Consider the following 16,640-nt stretch of genomic DNA (forward strand, 5'->3'; position numbering starts at 1 on the left):
CCAGCGCCCCGCACTCCGCAGACACTTCGTCCAGCGGGCATACGTCGAACACCCGCGGATGCGACGCGCATACGTCGAGCGCGTGACGTACGTCCAGCGGCCGGTGCTCCGCAGACACTTCGTAGAGCGTGCATACGTGTCGTGCCGGTAGTTCGCGGTTCACAACGGCTGGCACCGCCTACGTTCTGATCGCCCTGCGTTGCGGACGGGGACCGGTCATGTCGGTCTACTCCCTGGGCTCCGTGAGCTACCTTGCCCCTCTCCGTAGCTGTAGGAGTTTCGGGCCGAGGAGGGACCGAAGCCCGTCCTCTTCGCGGCAATAGCACCTCTGACCGTAGGCACGGGTTCGAGTCCCGCCGGAAGTGCGGACGCCCGCTCACCCTCGCAGGAGGGTGAGCGGGCGTTTCCGCGTTCATTCAGTACGGCAGCGACTGCGGGGCAGCCGCAGGTCCTCGTGGCCGATCCGGACCCGCAGCTCGCTCGCGACCCGCCTCGCTTCCCAGCGCACAGATCCTGGAACCGAGCGACCACGGGGATACGTGGCTCCGAATGGGACAAGCTCCAGACGGTTGACCATTGGCGGCGGTAACTCGCGAAGCCGGGCTCCTGCCCGCGGTACGTCCTCGGCCAGGACTCGGACAAGGATGGAGTGCGACGTGAACAGCGTCCGAATCGACATCTACGACGACCGCAACAAGCACCTCGGCGTCGAGGACAAGAAGACCGCGCATGAGCGTGGACTCTGGCACCGGACATTCTCCTGCCTGGCCATCAACCCCGTCACCGGCACGGTGCTGCTACAGAAGAAGGCGCCCGGCCGGTATGTCTTCACTCGGCCGGACTACGCCGACTTCACTGTCGGCGGCCACTACGAAGCCGGAGAGCGGATCCCGGACGGCGTCCGGGAGATCCGGGAGGAGCTCGGCCTCGACATCACCTACGGGGAACTACAGCCGCTTGGGATCCGCCAGACTGCGGTTACGCCGGCCCCTGCCTGGGTTGAGCGGGAGTTCCAGTACTGGCACCTCCTCCCCCTGGATGTCGAACTTGAGGAGATCCCGCTCGACGACGCCGAGGTGTGCGGAATCGTCCAGGTCGGCCTGGACGACGCGATCGGCCTCGCCGCCGGCGACCATACCGAGGTTGCCGCCCGCTACTTCATCGACACCGGAGACGGTCGCGAGTATCTGAACGGGACATTGAGCCGCGACGAACTCGTACCGGGCTACCTCGACACAGATAGCGACCAGCTGTACCTGCGCCTGTTCGTCGCTGCTCGCCGTTATCTACGGGGCGAGCGAAAATACCTGTTCTGGTGACCCCGGTATCGATCGCACTTGAAAGTGACTTCGTGAAGTGGTCCGACACCAAGGCCAAAATCCGTGAGATCGACCCCGCATGGGACTCCCCCCAACGGATCGCTGCCCGGGAAGCCCTCCGTGAACATCTGCGGGCAGAGCTGCGCGGCGCCCAACTTGCCGAGATGCGCAAGCCTTCTGGCAGAAGGATGGCGTATTTACCCAGCTCAGCGGCCTGCTACGGCGATCAGTCCGCACACCGAAGGCCGCGATCTCGAGCCGACGGCCTGCGTGATCGACTCCCAGAGCGTCAAGACCTCGGCCAACGCCCCCGCCACCAGGGGATTCACCCCGCTACCCCACCGCTGGACCGTGGAACGCACCCTCGGCCAGCTGATGTTCCACCGCCGTCTGGCCCGCGACTACGAAGCCCTGCCCGCCCGTTCCGGGGCTATGATCCACCTCGCCATGATCGATCTCATGGCCCGCCGACTCACCGGCGAATCCATCCCCACCTGGCGAGGCGCATAATCCGAAGCAAACGGAACCTATGGAATCAAACACCTCTCAGAACGCGATTTGAAGCGTCAGGGCCAACGCTCACACCATTCAACGACACTTACTCCGGAGCAAAGATTATGGTATATGAACAAGCGCAGGATTATCCTGACGTGTTCGAGCATTTCGCCATCGCGAAAGGCGACCGACCAAATGAGTCGTGTTATCTCTACGCTCCGGTCTTTCCCATTCGAACAGGCGGGATGAAGGCCGTTGTCAAACGGACGACAGGCCCCGCGACCGCTGCCGCCGCGATCTCCCGCTGGCTCCACGCCCTTGTCGCGCAGGACGTGCAAGCGGTGACCCCACTTTCGCTCTCCATGGAGAATCCGGCGGAGATCGGCGACCGGGTGTGGGTGGCCTATCCGTGGGTCGAAGGCCGGCCCTACGAGGGATCAACGGCCGAGATCACTGCGGCCGGCGACCTCCTCGGCCGTATTCACGCAGCTCAGGTGCCCGACGAGGACATGCCGCGATTTCGCTGGCCTGACCACGACGCGGCCTCGGTCGAGGAGGACGTGACCGGCCTGCAGCGCGTGCTGGGCAAGTACGCGCCCGAACTCCTCGAGGTGGTGTTGTCCAGGATGTCCCCGTGGCTTGCGTCCTTCATGACCGAGACGCTGCCGCTGGTGCGCGACGCGGACCTTCCCAGAGCCGTGGTCTCCAAGGACTTCAAGGCGAACAATCTCGTGTATGCCGAGGACAGGCCCGTTCTGATCGACCCCGACAATGCCGAATATGCGCCGAGATTGCTGGATCTGGCGCTGTCCGCGCTGCTGTTCCACTATGAGTCGGCCGGCTCTCCGCCTCGGCTGTTCACCAGCAGTGAATGGGCGGTGTTCCTGGCGGCATACCGTCGCCATGTCGAGCTCACCGATGACGAGATCGCATTGTGGCCTACGGCGCTTCGCTACATGCTCCTCGAATGGGGTACGTGGACTATCATTGACGCCGCCGAGTGGGACGATTGGGACGATCCGCACAAGCAGGCGTTCCTCATCGACCTCGCCACGGTTGACCTGGCCAGGTTTCCTCTCGAATAGACAATTAACCGATAGTTCAATGGTGGCCGAATGACACGTGGCATGGTCGTCTTTTGGAACGACGTCGAAGGCTGGGGAGTCTTGCGATCACCAGACATCCCTTCCGACGTCTTCGCCCACTTTTCCATGATCTCCCAACCGGGAGGAGGATACCGCGCGCTATCGCCGGGCGAATCTGTACTTTTCACTTGGGAAGCCCGCCGTCAGGACGACTACAGCTTCTGCGCTATCGAAATCTTCCGGGAAGGAGCCGTCACGATATCCGGCCCGGAGCGATCGGATGTCTCACAGCCCGATTCCCGTTCGGCCTACTCATCCGAAATCCAGATCGAGCGCGACAGCGATCACTGATCAGCCTGGTTTGGTGCCGCCTCACGACTCCAGGAGTTGATCAAAAGCCCCAGCGCGATCACGATGGCGCCCCTGCCGACCCGCCGGCCCACCCATCCCCGAATCCGGGACCGACCTTGCGGTCACCGGTGGTGGGCAGTGGCGCGGTGAGCAGCCGTGCAACCCGGCCGCGCGCCCCGCCGACCGCGGACTCACTTGGGCATGTTTTGAAGATCGCCCGGGTGAGGCGACGGGCGAGCCGTACAGGCTGGATCCGGAGGCCAACGGCCCCCTTCGGCGTTCCCGCACTTTGCGTCAGAAGTAGGGCCGGGCGCTCTCACGAGCCGATGGGCCCAGCGGTGAGCCGAGAATGTCGGCCCCTGCCCATACCGTTGACCGCAGCGGGAGGCCCGGCCTTCCCGTCCTCGTCCGCCCGGGACGGCCACGCCGCCCTGGGCCGACAAGGACGAGAGGTGTTCCGCACCCAGACGATCAACCAGCCGTCTCCACGAATTGAGGCAAGATCTTGAGCACAGTCACCTCGCAGGATGGCACGGTCATCGACTATGACCTCTACGGTGACGGGCCTGCCATCATCTTCATCGGCGGGGCAACGCAGCACCGCGCCATCGACAAGAACACCGGGCAGGTCGCGCAGCGGCTCGCGGCCGAGGGCTTCACGGCGATCGACTACGACCGGCGTGGACGCGGACGATCCGGCGACACCGCACCGTGGGCACTGGAGCGAGAAGTGGAGGACCTCGCTTCGCTGGTCAAGGCGGCCGGAGGGGCCGCGACCCTCTACAGCAGCTCGTCAGGAGCGACCGTGGCTCTGGCAGCCGCAGACGCCGGCATCGGTGTCACCGCGCTGGCGCTCTATGAGCCACCCCTGTTCGCCGGTGTCGACCATGCCGAGCACCTGGCCGCGCTGCGCTCCTTGTTGGCCGCCGGCAAGAACGACGAGGCGATGCGCTACAACCTGACGGCGGTGATCGGGATGCCGTCCGATGCCGTCGATGGCGTGGCTCACGCACCCGGATGGGCCGAATTGGTGGCAGTCGCCCCAACGCTCGTCTACGATCTCGCAGCCGTCCACGAGATCAACATCGATCCCGACTGGGCCGGCCGTTGGCCCTCGATCACCGTGCCCACGATCGTGTACTCGGGAGACCAGACGTTCCCCGGCATGCCCGAGGCCGCCGACGCGGTGGCGGCAGCCCTTCCCAACGCGACCCGTCGCACCCTGGCCGGCCAGGGCCACGGGCCCACGCCCGACGCCATAGTGCCGGTGCTCCTGGAGTTCCTCCGTTGAGCCGACTGCCGTGGTGACCCGCCGAGCGGGATCTTCAGGAAGCCGTCGTTTCTTGAAGATCCCGCTTTCGCCCCTCTCCGGCGTCGGCGAGGGTCTGGCCGTCGCACGCCGGCGACGGTGTCAGTGGTCCTCGATGAACTCCCACTCTTCGTCTGTCAGTTGGACTCGCGTCACCCAGGACGGCCTATCGGATGAGGCTTCGCCACACGGGCGAATCCTGCAGGTTGATCACAATCCGATACGCGCCCTAGTGGGATACCTCCGCCCTGCCGATCAGGTCGGAGACGTCGACGGAGTCCAGTGGGATCGGTGAGAACATCGGCGGCTCCTCCTCCGGCGTCAGTGCCGTGGGGCCATAGATCCACTCGGTGAAGGAGTAGTCGTAGGTGTCGCGGGCCCGCAGGAGCGTGTTGCGCTGGAGGCGGGCGACGCCGTCCAGGTGCCACAGCTCGCCCCAGGCGCGGGCCGTGGTCAGGACGCGTCGGCAGTGCTCAGGGCGGACGGCTTCGTAGGCTGCGAGGGCGCCCTGCCAGTCGATCGCGCCGTCCTCGGCGCGGCGTGCGGCGACGTGTTTGGCGAGCACCCAGCCGTCCTCGATGGCCATGATCGCGCCCTGCGCCATGTACTGCAGCGGCGGGTGCGCGGCGTCGCCGAGCAGCGCGATATTGCCCTCGACCCAGGTCATGATCGGGTCGCGGTCGAACATCCGCCACCAGCGGTCGCGCCACATCAGCGGGATGCCGGCCCGAACCTCGGGGCAGGTCGCGGCGAAGGCGACGTCCAGTTCGTCGGGCGTGCCCCAGTCCTCCTCACCCGCGAGGGCCTTGGGGGACTCGAAGACCGCGACCTGGTTGAGCATCTCGCCGCCGCGCAGCCCGTAGTGGACGAAGTGGCAGCGCGGGCCGACGTGGACCGAGACCTCGCTGAGGTCGACGTCCCGGCCGACCTGCTCGATGGGCACCGCGGCACGATAGGCGACGTAGGAGGAGTTGATCGGCTCGTCCTCGACCAGAAGCCGGCGCGCGACCGAGTGCAGGCCGTCGGCGGCGATGACGATCCGGGCCTCGTCGGCGCGGCCGTCCGCCAGCAGCACCCGGGCGCCGGGCGCGGTGTTCTCATAGCCGCTGACGCGGGCGTCCGTGACCAGGTCGACTCCTACGCGCCGGCAGGCATGAAGGAAGATGCGGTGCAGGTCGCTGCGGTGGATGACCATGTACGGGAAACCGTACGCGCGTTCCAGGTCGACCAGGTCCAGGCGGGTCAGCTCGCTGCCGTCGACGGCGTCGCGCATCACCATGCTCTTCGGCAGCACGCCGAGGCTCTTGGCCTCCTCCAGCAGGCCGTAGTCGTGCAGGATCCGGGTGCAGTTGGGCGCGATCTGGAGGCCGGCGCCGACCTCGCCGAACTCGGGGGCCTGCTCCAGCACGCGCACCCGCAGGCCCTCGCGCGCCAGGGCGAACGCCGCGCTCAGGCCGCCGATGCCGCCCCCGACGATCAGGACCTCGACGGGGTTCGCGGATGTGGCGGACGTCGTCACGCTGTTCTCCTCGAAGGCCGGGACGTTCACAGCCACGCCGGCAGGGTCGGTGCGAGGAAGCCGTCGCGGGTGGTCAGGGCGTGCGGGCGCCCGGCGAGGTACGCCGCGACGTCGGCGAGCGGGCCCTTGACGGTGGCGGCCTCCCCCTCGCCGGGCAGCTCCCAGCGGTCGCCGGTATCGGTGGCGGCCAGGACGATCGCGGGACCTGCGGCGCCGCCGCGCTTGGCGACGATGTCGTCGGCGAGGGCGATCAGGAATCCGGCGGGCAGGTCGGTGAAGGCGATGCCGGAGGCCAGGTCGACGGCGTGGACGCAGACCTCGCGGGAGCGCAGCCACGGGATCTCGGTCGCGGGGACGGTACGGCCCTGGGCGGTGACGACCTCGGCCTTCCACTGGTCGTCGTTGAGTCCGGCGATGCCCGCGGCGAGCCGTCCGGCGGACGAGCTCAGCCAGGCGGCCAGCTCGGCGGCCGGCTTGCGGGAGCCGGCCTCGATGTCGGCGTTGCGCTGCTGCGGCGAGGAGTACATCGGGGTCTTCTCGCCGGTGGCGGCCCAGCGCACCAGGTTGCTCAGTGCGTCGGCGTTCGCCGCCACGTGGGCCACCAGGTGCTTGCGGGTCCAACCGGGGAGTCCGGAGGGGGCGAGGTACTGCTCCTCGCCCCACCCGGCGGCGGTGTCGAGGAGCAGCCTGGTGCCCGTCCCGCTCCAGCTCAGGGTGTCGTCGAAGGTGCGGCGCATCAGGCCTCCCCGTCCTTGGCCACGGTGTTCTCGAGCCGGCCGATGCCCTGGATCTCGGTGACGACGCGCTCGCCGCCGGTCAGGTAGCGCTTGGGGGTGCGCGCGTGGCCGACGCCGCCGGGGGTGCCGGTGGCGATGATGTCGCCGGGGTTGAGGCGCACGATGGTCGAGACGTACTCGACCAGTGCGACCGGGTCGAAGAGCAGGTCGCCGGTGTTGTCGTGTTGCATGACCTCGCCGTCGACGCTGAGGGTGACCTCGAGCTCGGGGCGTACGCCGCCGGGCAGTTCGTCGGGGGTGACGAGGTAGGGGCCGACGGGGGTGGAGGAGTCCCACATCTTGCCCTGCAGCCACTCCCGGGTGCGGAACTGCCAGTCGCGGCAGGTGATGTCGTTGAGGACGGTGAACCCGGCGATCGCGGCCTCGGCCTCGGCGCCCTTGGCCCGGCGGACCGGCTTTCCGATCACGACGGCGAGCTCGACCTCCCAGTCGAACTCCGCGGTCTCCTCGGGACGGGCGATGTCGTCGGCCGCGCCGAGGAGACAGTCGGCGAACTTGGCGAACAGGGTGGGGTACTGCGGCAGGTCGCGGCCCATCTCCTGGATGTGGTTCTTGTAGTTCAGGCCCACGCACACGACCTTCGAAGGCCGCGGGACGACCGGGGCGAAGTCGGCGCTCTCGACGGGGTAGGTCGTGGCCGCGCCCGCGTCGACGGCGGCGGCGTCGGCGGCCCAGTCGTCCTGGGAGAGGAGCTCGCCGAGGTCGGGGGCGCCGAGGTCGATCAGCCGGTCGCCGTCGAGCCGTACGGCGCGGGTCGAGCCGTTGACGCGGAGGGTGGCGAGCTTCATCGGGTGGTCCCTTCGATACGGGCGTCATGCCGGGTGCGGTCGAGCTGGAGAGCCTCGAAGATGGGGGAATCGCTGAACCGGAACAGGTCCAGCGCGCCGGAGTCTGAGTCGGTGGAGCCGGCCTCCGACCGGGCCGAGAAGGGCTGCCAGGACGGGACGGCGAACAGGTCGCCGCGGGTGACCGTCCACGTCTTGTCTCCCACGGTCACGGTGCCGGAGCCGTCGAAGACCTGGTAGACCGACGAGCCGGTCTCGCGGACCGGGGCGGTCTCCGTGCCGCGCGCGATGCGGTGCATCTCGGCCCGGAGCGTGGGGAGCACGTCGGCGCCGGTGGCGGGGTTGGTGTAGCGGACGGCGGCGTGGCCGGGCTCGACTGTGCCGCCGAAGCCCTCGGCCTCCAGGGCGAGCTGGTCGGCCAGGGCGCGGTCGGTGAACTCCCACTTGTAGGACAGCAGCGGGGTGCCCGGGGTGAGCTCGCCGACCGACAGCGGGCGCAGGCCGGGATGGCCCCACAGCCGCTCCGAGCGGGACCGCTCGGGGGTGATCCGCTCGGCGTCGCTGATCTTGTCGCGGCCGAGTTCGAAGAACTGCGTCTCGGTGACGTACTGGAAGGGGATGTCCAGGCCGTCGATCCAGGCCATCGGCTCGCCGGCCGCGTTGTGGTGGGCGTGCCAGTTCCAGCCGGCCTGCGGGAGGAAGTCACCGCGGCGCATCGGGACCGCGTCGCCGCCGACGACCGTCCACACGCCCTCGCCCTCGACGACGAAGCGGAAGGCGTGCTGGGTGTGGCGGTGCTCGGGAGCGTCCTCCCCCGGCATCAGGTACTGGATCGCGGCCCACAGCGTGGGCGTCGCGAAGGGCCGCCCGCCCAGCGCGGGATTGGCCAGCGCGATCGCCCGCCGCTCTCCGCCGCGGCCGACCGGGACCAGGTCGCCGGCCTGCTCGGCGAGCCGCCGCAGGTTCTCCCAGCGCCACAGGTGCGGCACCGCGCGCGAACGGGGATGCGCCGGCATCAGATCGCCGATCTCCGTCCACAGCGGCACGAGCAGCTCCCGCTCAAATCCGCGGTAGAGGTCTTCGAGTGCGGGGCTGACGTCGGGCTGGTCCGGCGCGTCGATCGCACGGAGCCGCACCGGGGACTCTGGCGTGCTCACAGGAGTGCTCATACGGCTAATGTTGCTGCCGTAACACTATGAAGAAAGACTAATTCTGCTCTGCAGAATCGAGGGGCCGTGGGCAAGCCGCTGAAGAATCCGCCGACCTACATGATCAACAGTGTGGACCACGCGCTGCGGATCGCCGCGATGCTCCAACTGGAGGGCGAGCTGACCGTCTCGGAGGTCGCGGACCGGCTGGGCGTGGCCCGCTCAACCGCGCACCGGCTGCTCGCGATGCTGGTTTACCGGGACTTCGCGGTCCAGGACGAGCGGCGCCTCTACCGGGCCGGCCCGGTCCTGGAGCTCGCGGCCCACTCGCCCTCGGCCGCGTCTCGTCTGCGGGCGGCGGCCCTGCCGCACCTGCACCGGCTGGTCGGCGCGCTCGACGAGTCCGCCAACCTGGCGGTGCGCACCGGGGACACGGTCCGGTTCATCGCCAGCGTCGAGTGCTTCCAGAGTCTGCGGGTGGGCTCCCGCGAGGGCATGGTGTTTCCCGCCCACCACACCACGGCGGGGCTGCTGCTGCTGGCAGAGCTGACCGACGAGGAACTCGAGGCGGTCTATCCGGCCGAGCGGTACGCCGACCGGCCCGCTGAGCGGCCCGACCTGGACCGGATGCGGACCGAGCTGGCCCGGGTGCGGCGCAACGGTTTCGCGCTCAACCAGGGCCGCTCGGAGCGCGGCGTGGTCGCGCTCGGTGTGCCGGTCCGGGCCCCGGACGGGAGCGCCCTCGCCGGCCTGTCGGTGTCGATGCCGAGCGGACGCTACGACCGGCACCGGCTGCCGTCACTGGTCGACACCCTTTCCCGTACCGCAGGCGCCGTCGAGGCCGATCTCGCCCGCTCCGCCTGACGCCGGCCGGTTCCGGGTTCACGCGCTCGTAGCGGTCCACGGCACCGAACGGCCGGTCAGCCATTCCGCGACGCCCAGGCGCGGCACTTGAGTCCTGCCTGTTCAGCGGAGGACACCATGGCGCCCTTCCCCAGGATTCGAGAAGATCCCGCATCTTCACGATGCGATACCGCTTCCGTACGTGGACGGCGAGCTGTACTACAGCTTGATTTCGTGATGGTGGAGCCGGCGTTTCCAGTGGTGGCCACCTCGGGCGAGGGCTTGGTGATGTCGTCGGCGTTGGGACCAGGCGAGGGCGTTGCTGAGCGGGCGGCTGATCGCACACCTGAAGGTCGCCCACGATCAGCTCATCCGAAATGATCCAGAACTGCCGGCCGTAAACTAGGAATTCAGCTTCACTCAGGCAGGCCGCTGACGCACCTCCTGAAAGGAAATCGCCGTGAAGCTCAACAAAATCCTTCCCGGACGCATCGGATACGGTGCGGCGCCGCTGGGGAACATGTTCCGTGCCGTTCCGGACGACGAGGCGACCGCTACGCTGAACGCCGCCTGGGATCAGGGCATCCGCTACTACGACACGGCCCCGCTTTACGGTGCCGGCCTCTCCGAGATCCGGCTCGGTGGACTGCTGTCCCGGAAGCCGCGGGACACGTTCGTGCTCTCCACCAAGGTTGGCCGCGTCATCCTGGACGAGGTCGAAAGCGAGTCCCGCGATCTCGGAGAGAAGGGCAGCCTGTTCGAGCACGGACGCCCCAACAAGATCGTCCACGAGTGGACGGCCGAAGCCACAGAACGCTCCATCGAGGGCAGTCTCGAGCGGCTGGGGGTCGACCGTTTGGACATTCTGTGGGTGCATGACATCGCCCAGGACTTTCACGGCGATGCCTGGCTGCAGAAGTTCGAGGAGGCCCGCACGGGCGCCTTCCGGGTGCTGTCCAGGCTGCGTGACGAAGGGGTCATCAAGGCCTGGGGGCTGGGCGTCAATCGAACCGAGCCGATCGAGCTCACACTCGCGCTGGACGAGCCGCAGCCCGACGGGTTCCTGCTGGCCGGCCGATACTCGTTGCTCGACCACGAGCACGCCCTGCAGCGGCTGCTGCCCATGGCCGAAGAGCAGGACGTCGGCATGGTCGTCGGCGGTCCCTACAGCTCCGGGATCCTCGCCGGCGGTACCCACTTCGAGTACCAGGACGCGCCGCCGGAGATCGTGGAGAAGGTCCGACGTCTCAAGCAGCTCACCGACGAGTACGGCGTGAGCATCAAGGCCGCGGCTCTCCAGTTCTCGCTCGCCCACCCCGTCTCCAAGGCGGTCGTCGCGGGCGCCACCAAGCCCAGCCGCATCGCCGAAGACCTCGCCGCTCTCCACGAGGAGATCCCAGCCGACTTCTGGACCGCCCTGCGCGCCTGCGGCCTGGTCAGCCCACTGGCGCCTCTGCCAGGCGGAGCGTAAGCCCCGCCGCCCGTGAACCACAGCCCGACGACGAGTCCCGGAGGACCGTCATGGCATCGACATCGGTGAGCCGGGTGGTTCCGGCCTCGCCCGCACGCGTGTGGCAGCTGATCGGCGGGTTCGGATCGCTGCCCGACTGGCTGCCGTACATCACTGAAAGCACGCTCTCCGAAGGCGGCCGGGTACGGCACCTGAAAAACCTCGGCGGCGACACCATTGTGGAGCGCCTGATGGAGTTCAACGAAGAACAGCGCTTCTACAGCTACCGGATCCTGCAAGCGCCCTTCCCGATCGTCGACTACCTGTCGACCCTGCGAGTGCATGAGGTCAGCGGCAACGACAATGTCGCCGAGGTCCAGTGGTCGGGCCGTTTCGTGCCCCAGGGAGCCGGCGACGACGAGGTCGTCGCCCTGTTCACCGGCATCTACCGCGACGGCCTCGAGGCGCTGCACACGTCTCTCGGTTAGGGAGAAGCATGCGGCCGGCCTGTGATCCGGCTCGATCATCGGCTGCATCGATCGCGCCCACGCCTCACCCTCCGGTCGGCGCCTCGTCGTAGGGAACTGTTTTCCGCAGGTCAGCGGCCCATCGGCGCCTGACAAGACGGCATCCGGCTCCGCGATCGAGGCACTCCAGCCCGGTCCGGTCTGTTGCCCCAGATGAAGCGGATCCCGTGGCCCTCACAACACCCTCCACCTCCATGCCGACCAGCGCATTTGACCTCAACCGTGGTTGAGCTGATGGGCTGTTCGCCAGAACCTGAGGGCCCAGAGAAAGCGAGCAGAATGGACACCACTACAGATACGTCCCAGCCCCCGCCCACAGTGGATCAGCCGTCTCCGCTGACGCTCCCGGTGGTCCTGGTCGGCGTCGTCCTCGTAGCGATGTCCATCTCCGGGACCGCGGTCGCGCTGCCGAACATCGGCCGCGATCTCGATACCTCTGGGGCCCCGCTGAACTGGGTCGTCGCCGGATACAACCTGGCCTTCGCGGCCATGACGCTCATCGCGGGATCGGCCGCCGACCGGATCGGCCGGCGGCGGGTGTTCATCGTCGCGGCGCTGGTCTTCGCGGCCGGATTTCTCGCGACGGCGCTGAGCCCGTCGATCATCGTCATGGACATCGCCCGCATCGTCTCCGGCGCCGGCGGTGCTGGGATCATGGCCGCGGGTGGCGCCATTCTCGCCTCCAGCTACGACGGCGCGGCCCGCAACCGGGCCTTCGCCCTGATGGGCACCATGGCCGGAATCGGCATCGCCATCGGCCCCACCCTGTCGGGGCTGCTGATCGACACCACGGGATGGCGGGGCGGTTTCACGGTCTTCACCGTCGTCAGCCTGCTGGTCGCCCTGGGCGCCACCCGTGCCCGCGAGTCCCGGGCGAACGTCAGCGGCCCGGTCGACTGGGCGGGCAGCGCCTTGTTCGTCGCCGCGCTGTCCCTGCTCATGTTCGCGCTCCTGGAGGCGCCCGCGCTCGGCTGGCTCCACCCGGGCGCCCTGATCACCGGGATCACCGGCCTGGCCGCCCTGGTCCTCTTCGGCGTCGTCCAGCGGCGCAGCCCCGCTCCGGTGCTGGCCCCGGCCTTGGTCGCCAACCGGGGCTTCATGGGCTGGAGCCTCGCGACCCTGACCACCTCGATCGGATTCCTCGGCGTTCTGGTCTTCCTGCCCACCTACCTGCAAGCGGCGGCGGGACTGTCCCCCTCGGCGGCAGGGGTGGCGATGCTGCTGCTGACCGCGCCTGTACTGGTCGTACCCATGGTCGCCGTGACCCTGGTGAACAAGGGCGTGTCGGCCCGCCTGCTGATCACGATCGCTCTGGTCCTCGTCGTGGCCGGGAACCTGTGGCTGATGGCGCTGAACGCCGACCACGCGGTCACGGCCGTCGCGGCTCCGCTGATGATGATCGGCATCGGCATGGGAGCCTCCTTCGGCATCACCGACGGCCAGGCCATGGCCCTGGTTCCGGCCGATGCCGTAGGCATGGCGGCCGGATTCCTCAACACCCTGCGGGGCGCGGCCGAGGCTCTCGTGATCGCCGCGTTCAGCGCCTCACTCGTCGGCCTCCTCGCCGCGAAGCTCGGCGACACGAGCCGCGCCGCCGCGGTCGGCGCCGGACGCCTCACCAGCGGGGCCGAGGCTGAGGAACTCAACGCGTTCACCTGGTCCTGGCACCTGACGCAGCTCGGTGTCGGGCTACTCTGCCTCGTACTGTCGGTCGTCGTGGTCACCCTGATCCGTGGCCGCGCCGAGACGTCCCGAAGCACCGCCTGACCACCACCGCTGTCTCGATCACGACAAAGGAGAGATGCCGTGCGTGCCAGTCCGGACGACCATCTCACGATCGGTGAGATCATCCGCCGGACCGGCGTGCCCGCCTCCGCTCTGCACTTCTACGAGCGTAAGGGCCTGATCTTCAGTGAGCGCGGCAGCGGCAACCAGCGGATCTTCTCCCGGCACATGCTCCGCCGGATCTCCTTGATCATCGTGGCCAAGCGCCTCAACATCCCGCTGTCGGACGTCGCCGAGGTCTTCACCACCCTGCCCACCGATCAGGCCCCCACCCACAAGGACTGGCAGAGGGTCTCCCGCATCTGGAAGAAGCAGCTTGAGGAACGCCGCCGAGCCATCGAGAACCTCGAACAGGAGCTCACCGGCTGCATCGGCTGCGGCTGTCTGTCGATGAAGGCCTGCCTGCTCCTCAACCCCGACGACGCCCTCGGGGGCCGGGGCCCCGGTCCGGTACGGCTCCAGGAGCCCACCGCCCCCCTTCCGGACGGACCGTCCACACGACGTACCACCTGATCAGAGGCGGGTTCGCGATAACAGACCTCAACACCCTTCTCACCGCGCTTCCGGCCGATCGCGAAAGCAGCGCGCCTGCCCGTGATCAAACTGCATGAGACGCGGCACACGGCGGCGACGCCGGGACTTGAAGCGGGGCTGAATATGAAGATCGTCTCCGCACAGTTCGCCCACTCGACAACCACCACTACGCGGACCGACGAGCCCGGCGTGACCTTACGGGTCGGCACGCCCGGCCCCTGAATTCACGCTTCGCCATCGGTGACGACTGTGGCTTCGGCGGTGATTTTGGTCCGGAAACGAAGCGGTTTCCGGTTGGTCGCGAGGCGACCGATGCACCATTCAGATGGACGCACAGCCGGAAATCGATGGACGATACAGACGTGAATGCCCCACGTCGAAACCGGCGCACCAAACGGCGCATCAAAGTGGACAAAGTCACCGCCGCTATTGTGACTATTGTGACGGCTCTCATCGGTGGAATCGCGACCGTGGTCGCGGCGATCGTCGCTCGCGACGACGACCCCGCGCCTGAGCCGAGCCCCGCGAATACCCCTGTCGCCAGCGGCTATCCACTCCTCGGCGACAGCTCGGACATCCTCCGTGACGTGACCTATCCGGACGGGGCCCAGGTGCCGCGCGGGCAGCAGCTGGACAAGAAGTGGGAGCTCAGGAATTCGGGAAACGTGGCCTGGTCGGGACGATTTCTCGCCCCGGCCAACAGTGCGCTGGACGAGGGACCGTGCTATCCCAGGAACAAGCGCTACGAGATTCCGTACACGGCGCCGCAGCAGAAGGTCGTCATCAGCGCCGAGGCGGTGACCGAGCCCCGGCCCGGACATTGCCATCTCACCTGGAAAATGATCGACGAGGCGGGACACTTTTTCTTTCCGAACGGCAAGGGCGTGGAACTCGACGTGACCGTCAACTGACCCTTCACAATCACCCGCCGCGCCGTCTACTCTCCCCGGCTGATGGCTTTGTGCGGATAGTGCAGGTCGAAGGCGGGCCTTTCGGAGCGGATGCGCGGAATGCTGACGAAGTTGTGTCGCGGCGGTGGGCAGGACGTGGTCCATTCCAGGGAGTTGCTGAAGCCCCAGGGGTCGTCCACGGTGACCCGTGTGGCGTGGCGTGCGGTGTGCCAGACGTTGTACAGGAACGGCAGGGTGGACAGGCCGAGCAGGAAGGCACCGGCCGACGAGACCAGGTTGAGGTCGGTGAAGCCGTCCACCGGCGAGTAGTCGGCGTAGCGCCTCGGGAAGCCGATCACGCCGAGCCAGTGCTGGACCAGGAAGGTGGTGTGGAAGCCGATGAAGAGCATCCAGAAGTGGACCAGGCCGAGGGTCTTGTTGAGCATCCTGCCGGTCATCTTGGGCCACCAGAAGTAGAACCCGGCGAACATGGCGAACACGACGGTGCCGAACACCACATAGTGGAAGTGGGCCACCACGAAGTAAGTGTCAGTGATGTGGAAGTCGAGCGGCGGCGAGGCCAGGATGACGCCGGTCAGCCCGCCGAGCAGGAACGTCACCAGGAACCCGATGGCGAACAGCATCGGCGCTTCGAAGCTCAGGTGGCCCCGCCACATGGTGCCGACCCAGTTGAAGAACTTCACGCCGGTCGGAACCGCGATGAGGAACGTCATGAACGAGAAGAACGGCAGGAGCACCTGTCCGGTGGCGAACATGTGGTGGGCCCACACGGTCATCGACAGGCCGGCGATGGCGATGGTGGCGCCGACCAGGCCGATGTAGCCGAAGACCGGCTTGCGACTGAACACCGGGATGACCTCGGTGATGATGCCGAAGAACGGCAGCGCGATGATGTAGACCTCGGGATGGCCGAAGAACCAGAACAGGTGCTGCCACAGCATCGGGCCACCGGTCGCCGGGTCGTAGATGTGGGCGCCGAGCTTGCGGTCGGCCGCCAGCGCCAGCAGCGCGGCGGCGAGCACGGGGAAGGCCAGCAGGACGAGCAGGCTGGTGAGCAGGACGTTCCAGGTGAAGATCGACATCCGGAACATCGTCATGCCGGGCGCCCGCATGCAGATGATGGTGGTGATGAAGTTGACGGCGCCGAGGATCGTGCCGAGGCCGGACATCGTCAGCCCCATGATCCACAGGTCGCCCCCCATGAAGGGCGTGAAGTGCTGCGATGACAGCGGCGTGTAGGCAAACCAGCCGAAGTCGGGTGTGCTCCCACTGAAAAAGCTACTCACGGTGATCAGTCCGCCGAACAGGAACAGCCAGAAGCTCGCCGCGTTCAGCCGGGGGAAGGCGACGTCGGGCGCGCCGATCTGCAACGGCATGACGACGTTGGCGAATCCGGCGAACAGCGGAGTCGCGAATAACAGCATCATGATGGTGCCGTGCATGGTGAAGAGCTCGTTGTACACGCGGTTGCCGACGATTTGAAGGCCGGGCTGGGCCAGTTCGGCACGGATGACCAGCGCCAGAATCCCGGCGAAGACGAAGAAGGCGAACGAGGCGATCAGATACATGTAGCCGATCACCTTGTGGTCGGTGGATGAGAGCCAGTTCGCGATCACGGCCCCCTTGCGGAAGGCGCGCGCGGGGGCCAGCGGTGATGCCAGCGGCTCCTCGCCGCGGTCGAAGGTGGTCACGTGCCCTCCGCCTCCCCTTGGAACAGGACCTGAGCGCACCGCGCCGGTCCGACTGCTGGATCGCTACCAGACCGACGTACGCCCGACGGGC

At 67.7% G+C, this 16,640-nt stretch carries 16 protein-coding genes; 11 read left to right on the forward strand and 5 right to left on the reverse strand.

All coding sequences use genetic code 11. The features are described from left to right. Positions 1-656 precede the first annotated feature (656 nt). From AWQ68_RS20620 to AWQ68_RS20635, 5 genes are all read left to right on the forward strand, one after another. On the forward strand, positions 657-1,319 hold the full coding sequence (locus AWQ68_RS20620) for an NUDIX hydrolase (RefSeq protein ID WP_218006948.1): 663 nt from the start codon (positions 657-659) through the stop codon (positions 1,317-1,319). A gap of 270 nt (positions 1,320-1,589) precedes the next feature. Next, positions 1,590-1,829 (forward strand): transposase, encoded by a 240-nt coding sequence (locus AWQ68_RS46210; RefSeq protein ID WP_066942575.1) that lies wholly within the window; start codon positions 1,590-1,592, stop codon positions 1,827-1,829. A 140-nt stretch (positions 1,830-1,969) separates the two neighbouring features. After that, positions 1,970-2,899, forward strand: coding sequence for a phosphotransferase (locus tag AWQ68_RS20630; protein WP_157545525.1), 930 nt, complete (start codon positions 1,970-1,972; stop codon positions 2,897-2,899). Between the two features lie 30 nt (positions 2,900-2,929). Further along, the gene (locus AWQ68_RS41090) at positions 2,930-3,250 is read left to right on the forward strand and encodes a cold-shock protein (RefSeq protein ID WP_084464223.1); all 321 of its coding nucleotides are present in this window, start codon (positions 2,930-2,932) and stop codon (positions 3,248-3,250) included. A 505-nt stretch (positions 3,251-3,755) separates the two neighbouring features. Next, complete coding sequence (locus tag AWQ68_RS20635) at positions 3,756-4,541, forward strand: alpha/beta fold hydrolase (protein ID WP_066942579.1); 786 nt, start codon at positions 3,756-3,758, stop codon at positions 4,539-4,541. Positions 4,542-4,788: 247 nt separating this feature from the next. Here the strand turns inward: AWQ68_RS20635 and AWQ68_RS20640 are convergent, their stop codons facing one another. The 4 genes from AWQ68_RS20640 to AWQ68_RS20655 are packed head-to-tail and all read right to left on the reverse strand — an operon-like array spanning position 4,789 to position 8,829. Further along, positions 4,789-6,114, reverse strand: coding sequence for an FAD-dependent oxidoreductase (locus AWQ68_RS20640; protein WP_245656011.1), 1,326 nt, complete (start codon positions 6,112-6,114; stop codon positions 4,789-4,791). Further along, complete coding sequence (locus tag AWQ68_RS20645; protein ID WP_066942581.1) at positions 6,105-6,815, reverse strand: maleylpyruvate isomerase family mycothiol-dependent enzyme; 711 nt, start codon at positions 6,813-6,815, stop codon at positions 6,105-6,107. The genes AWQ68_RS20640 and AWQ68_RS20645 overlap by 10 nt, the downstream gene beginning before the upstream one ends. Further along, positions 6,815-7,663, reverse strand: coding sequence for a fumarylacetoacetate hydrolase family protein (locus AWQ68_RS20650; RefSeq protein ID WP_066942590.1), 849 nt, complete (start codon positions 7,661-7,663; stop codon positions 6,815-6,817). The genes AWQ68_RS20645 and AWQ68_RS20650 overlap by 1 nt, the downstream gene beginning before the upstream one ends. After that, positions 7,660-8,829, reverse strand: coding sequence for a cupin domain-containing protein (locus tag AWQ68_RS20655; protein WP_066942591.1), 1,170 nt, complete (start codon positions 8,827-8,829; stop codon positions 7,660-7,662). Before AWQ68_RS20655 ends, AWQ68_RS20650 begins: the two co-directional genes overlap by 4 nt. Positions 8,830-8,895: 66 nt before the next feature. Here AWQ68_RS20655 and AWQ68_RS20660 point away from each other — a divergent pair, with 66 nt between their 5' ends. The 6 genes from AWQ68_RS20660 to AWQ68_RS20685 all read left to right on the forward strand — a co-directional run bounded on the left by AWQ68_RS20660 (position 8,896) and on the right by AWQ68_RS20685 (position 14,858). Beyond that, positions 8,896-9,672, forward strand: a complete 777-nt coding sequence (locus AWQ68_RS20660) for an IclR family transcriptional regulator (RefSeq protein WP_066942592.1) — start codon at positions 8,896-8,898, stop codon at positions 9,670-9,672. A 439-nt stretch (positions 9,673-10,111) separates the two neighbouring features. Then, positions 10,112-11,122, forward strand: a complete 1,011-nt coding sequence (locus AWQ68_RS20665) for an aldo/keto reductase (protein WP_066942593.1) — start codon at positions 10,112-10,114, stop codon at positions 11,120-11,122. Between the two features lie 50 nt (positions 11,123-11,172). After that, entirely contained in the window at positions 11,173-11,589 is a 417-nt protein-coding gene (locus tag AWQ68_RS20670; RefSeq protein ID WP_066942595.1) for an SRPBCC family protein, read from the forward strand. 357 nt (positions 11,590-11,946) lie between these two features. Further along, a complete protein-coding gene (locus AWQ68_RS20675; protein ID WP_218006949.1) occupies positions 11,947-13,395 on the forward strand; it encodes an MFS transporter in 1,449 nt (482 codons plus the stop codon). A gap of 39 nt (positions 13,396-13,434) precedes the next feature. After that, positions 13,435-13,926 carry a redox-sensitive transcriptional activator SoxR gene (gene soxR, locus AWQ68_RS20680; protein ID WP_066942597.1) on the forward strand — a complete coding sequence of 164 codons (492 nt, stop codon included), beginning with the start codon at positions 13,435-13,437 and terminating at the stop codon, positions 13,924-13,926. 368 nt (positions 13,927-14,294) lie between these two features. Then, positions 14,295-14,858: an NBR1-Ig-like domain-containing protein gene (locus AWQ68_RS20685; protein ID WP_084464225.1), complete on the forward strand. Its 564-nt coding sequence runs from the start codon at positions 14,295-14,297 to the stop codon at positions 14,856-14,858. A gap of 26 nt (positions 14,859-14,884) precedes the next feature. Here AWQ68_RS20685 and ctaD read toward each other — a convergent pair whose 3' ends face one another. After that, positions 14,885-16,519, reverse strand: coding sequence for an aa3-type cytochrome oxidase subunit I (ctaD, locus tag AWQ68_RS20690; protein WP_066942734.1), 1,635 nt, complete (start codon positions 16,517-16,519; stop codon positions 14,885-14,887). Between the last annotated feature and the right edge of the window lie 121 nt (positions 16,520-16,640).

This window comes from Microtetraspora fusca, assembly GCF_001570365.1.
Classification (GTDB): Bacteria; Actinomycetota; Actinomycetes; order Streptosporangiales; family Streptosporangiaceae; genus Microtetraspora; species Microtetraspora fusca.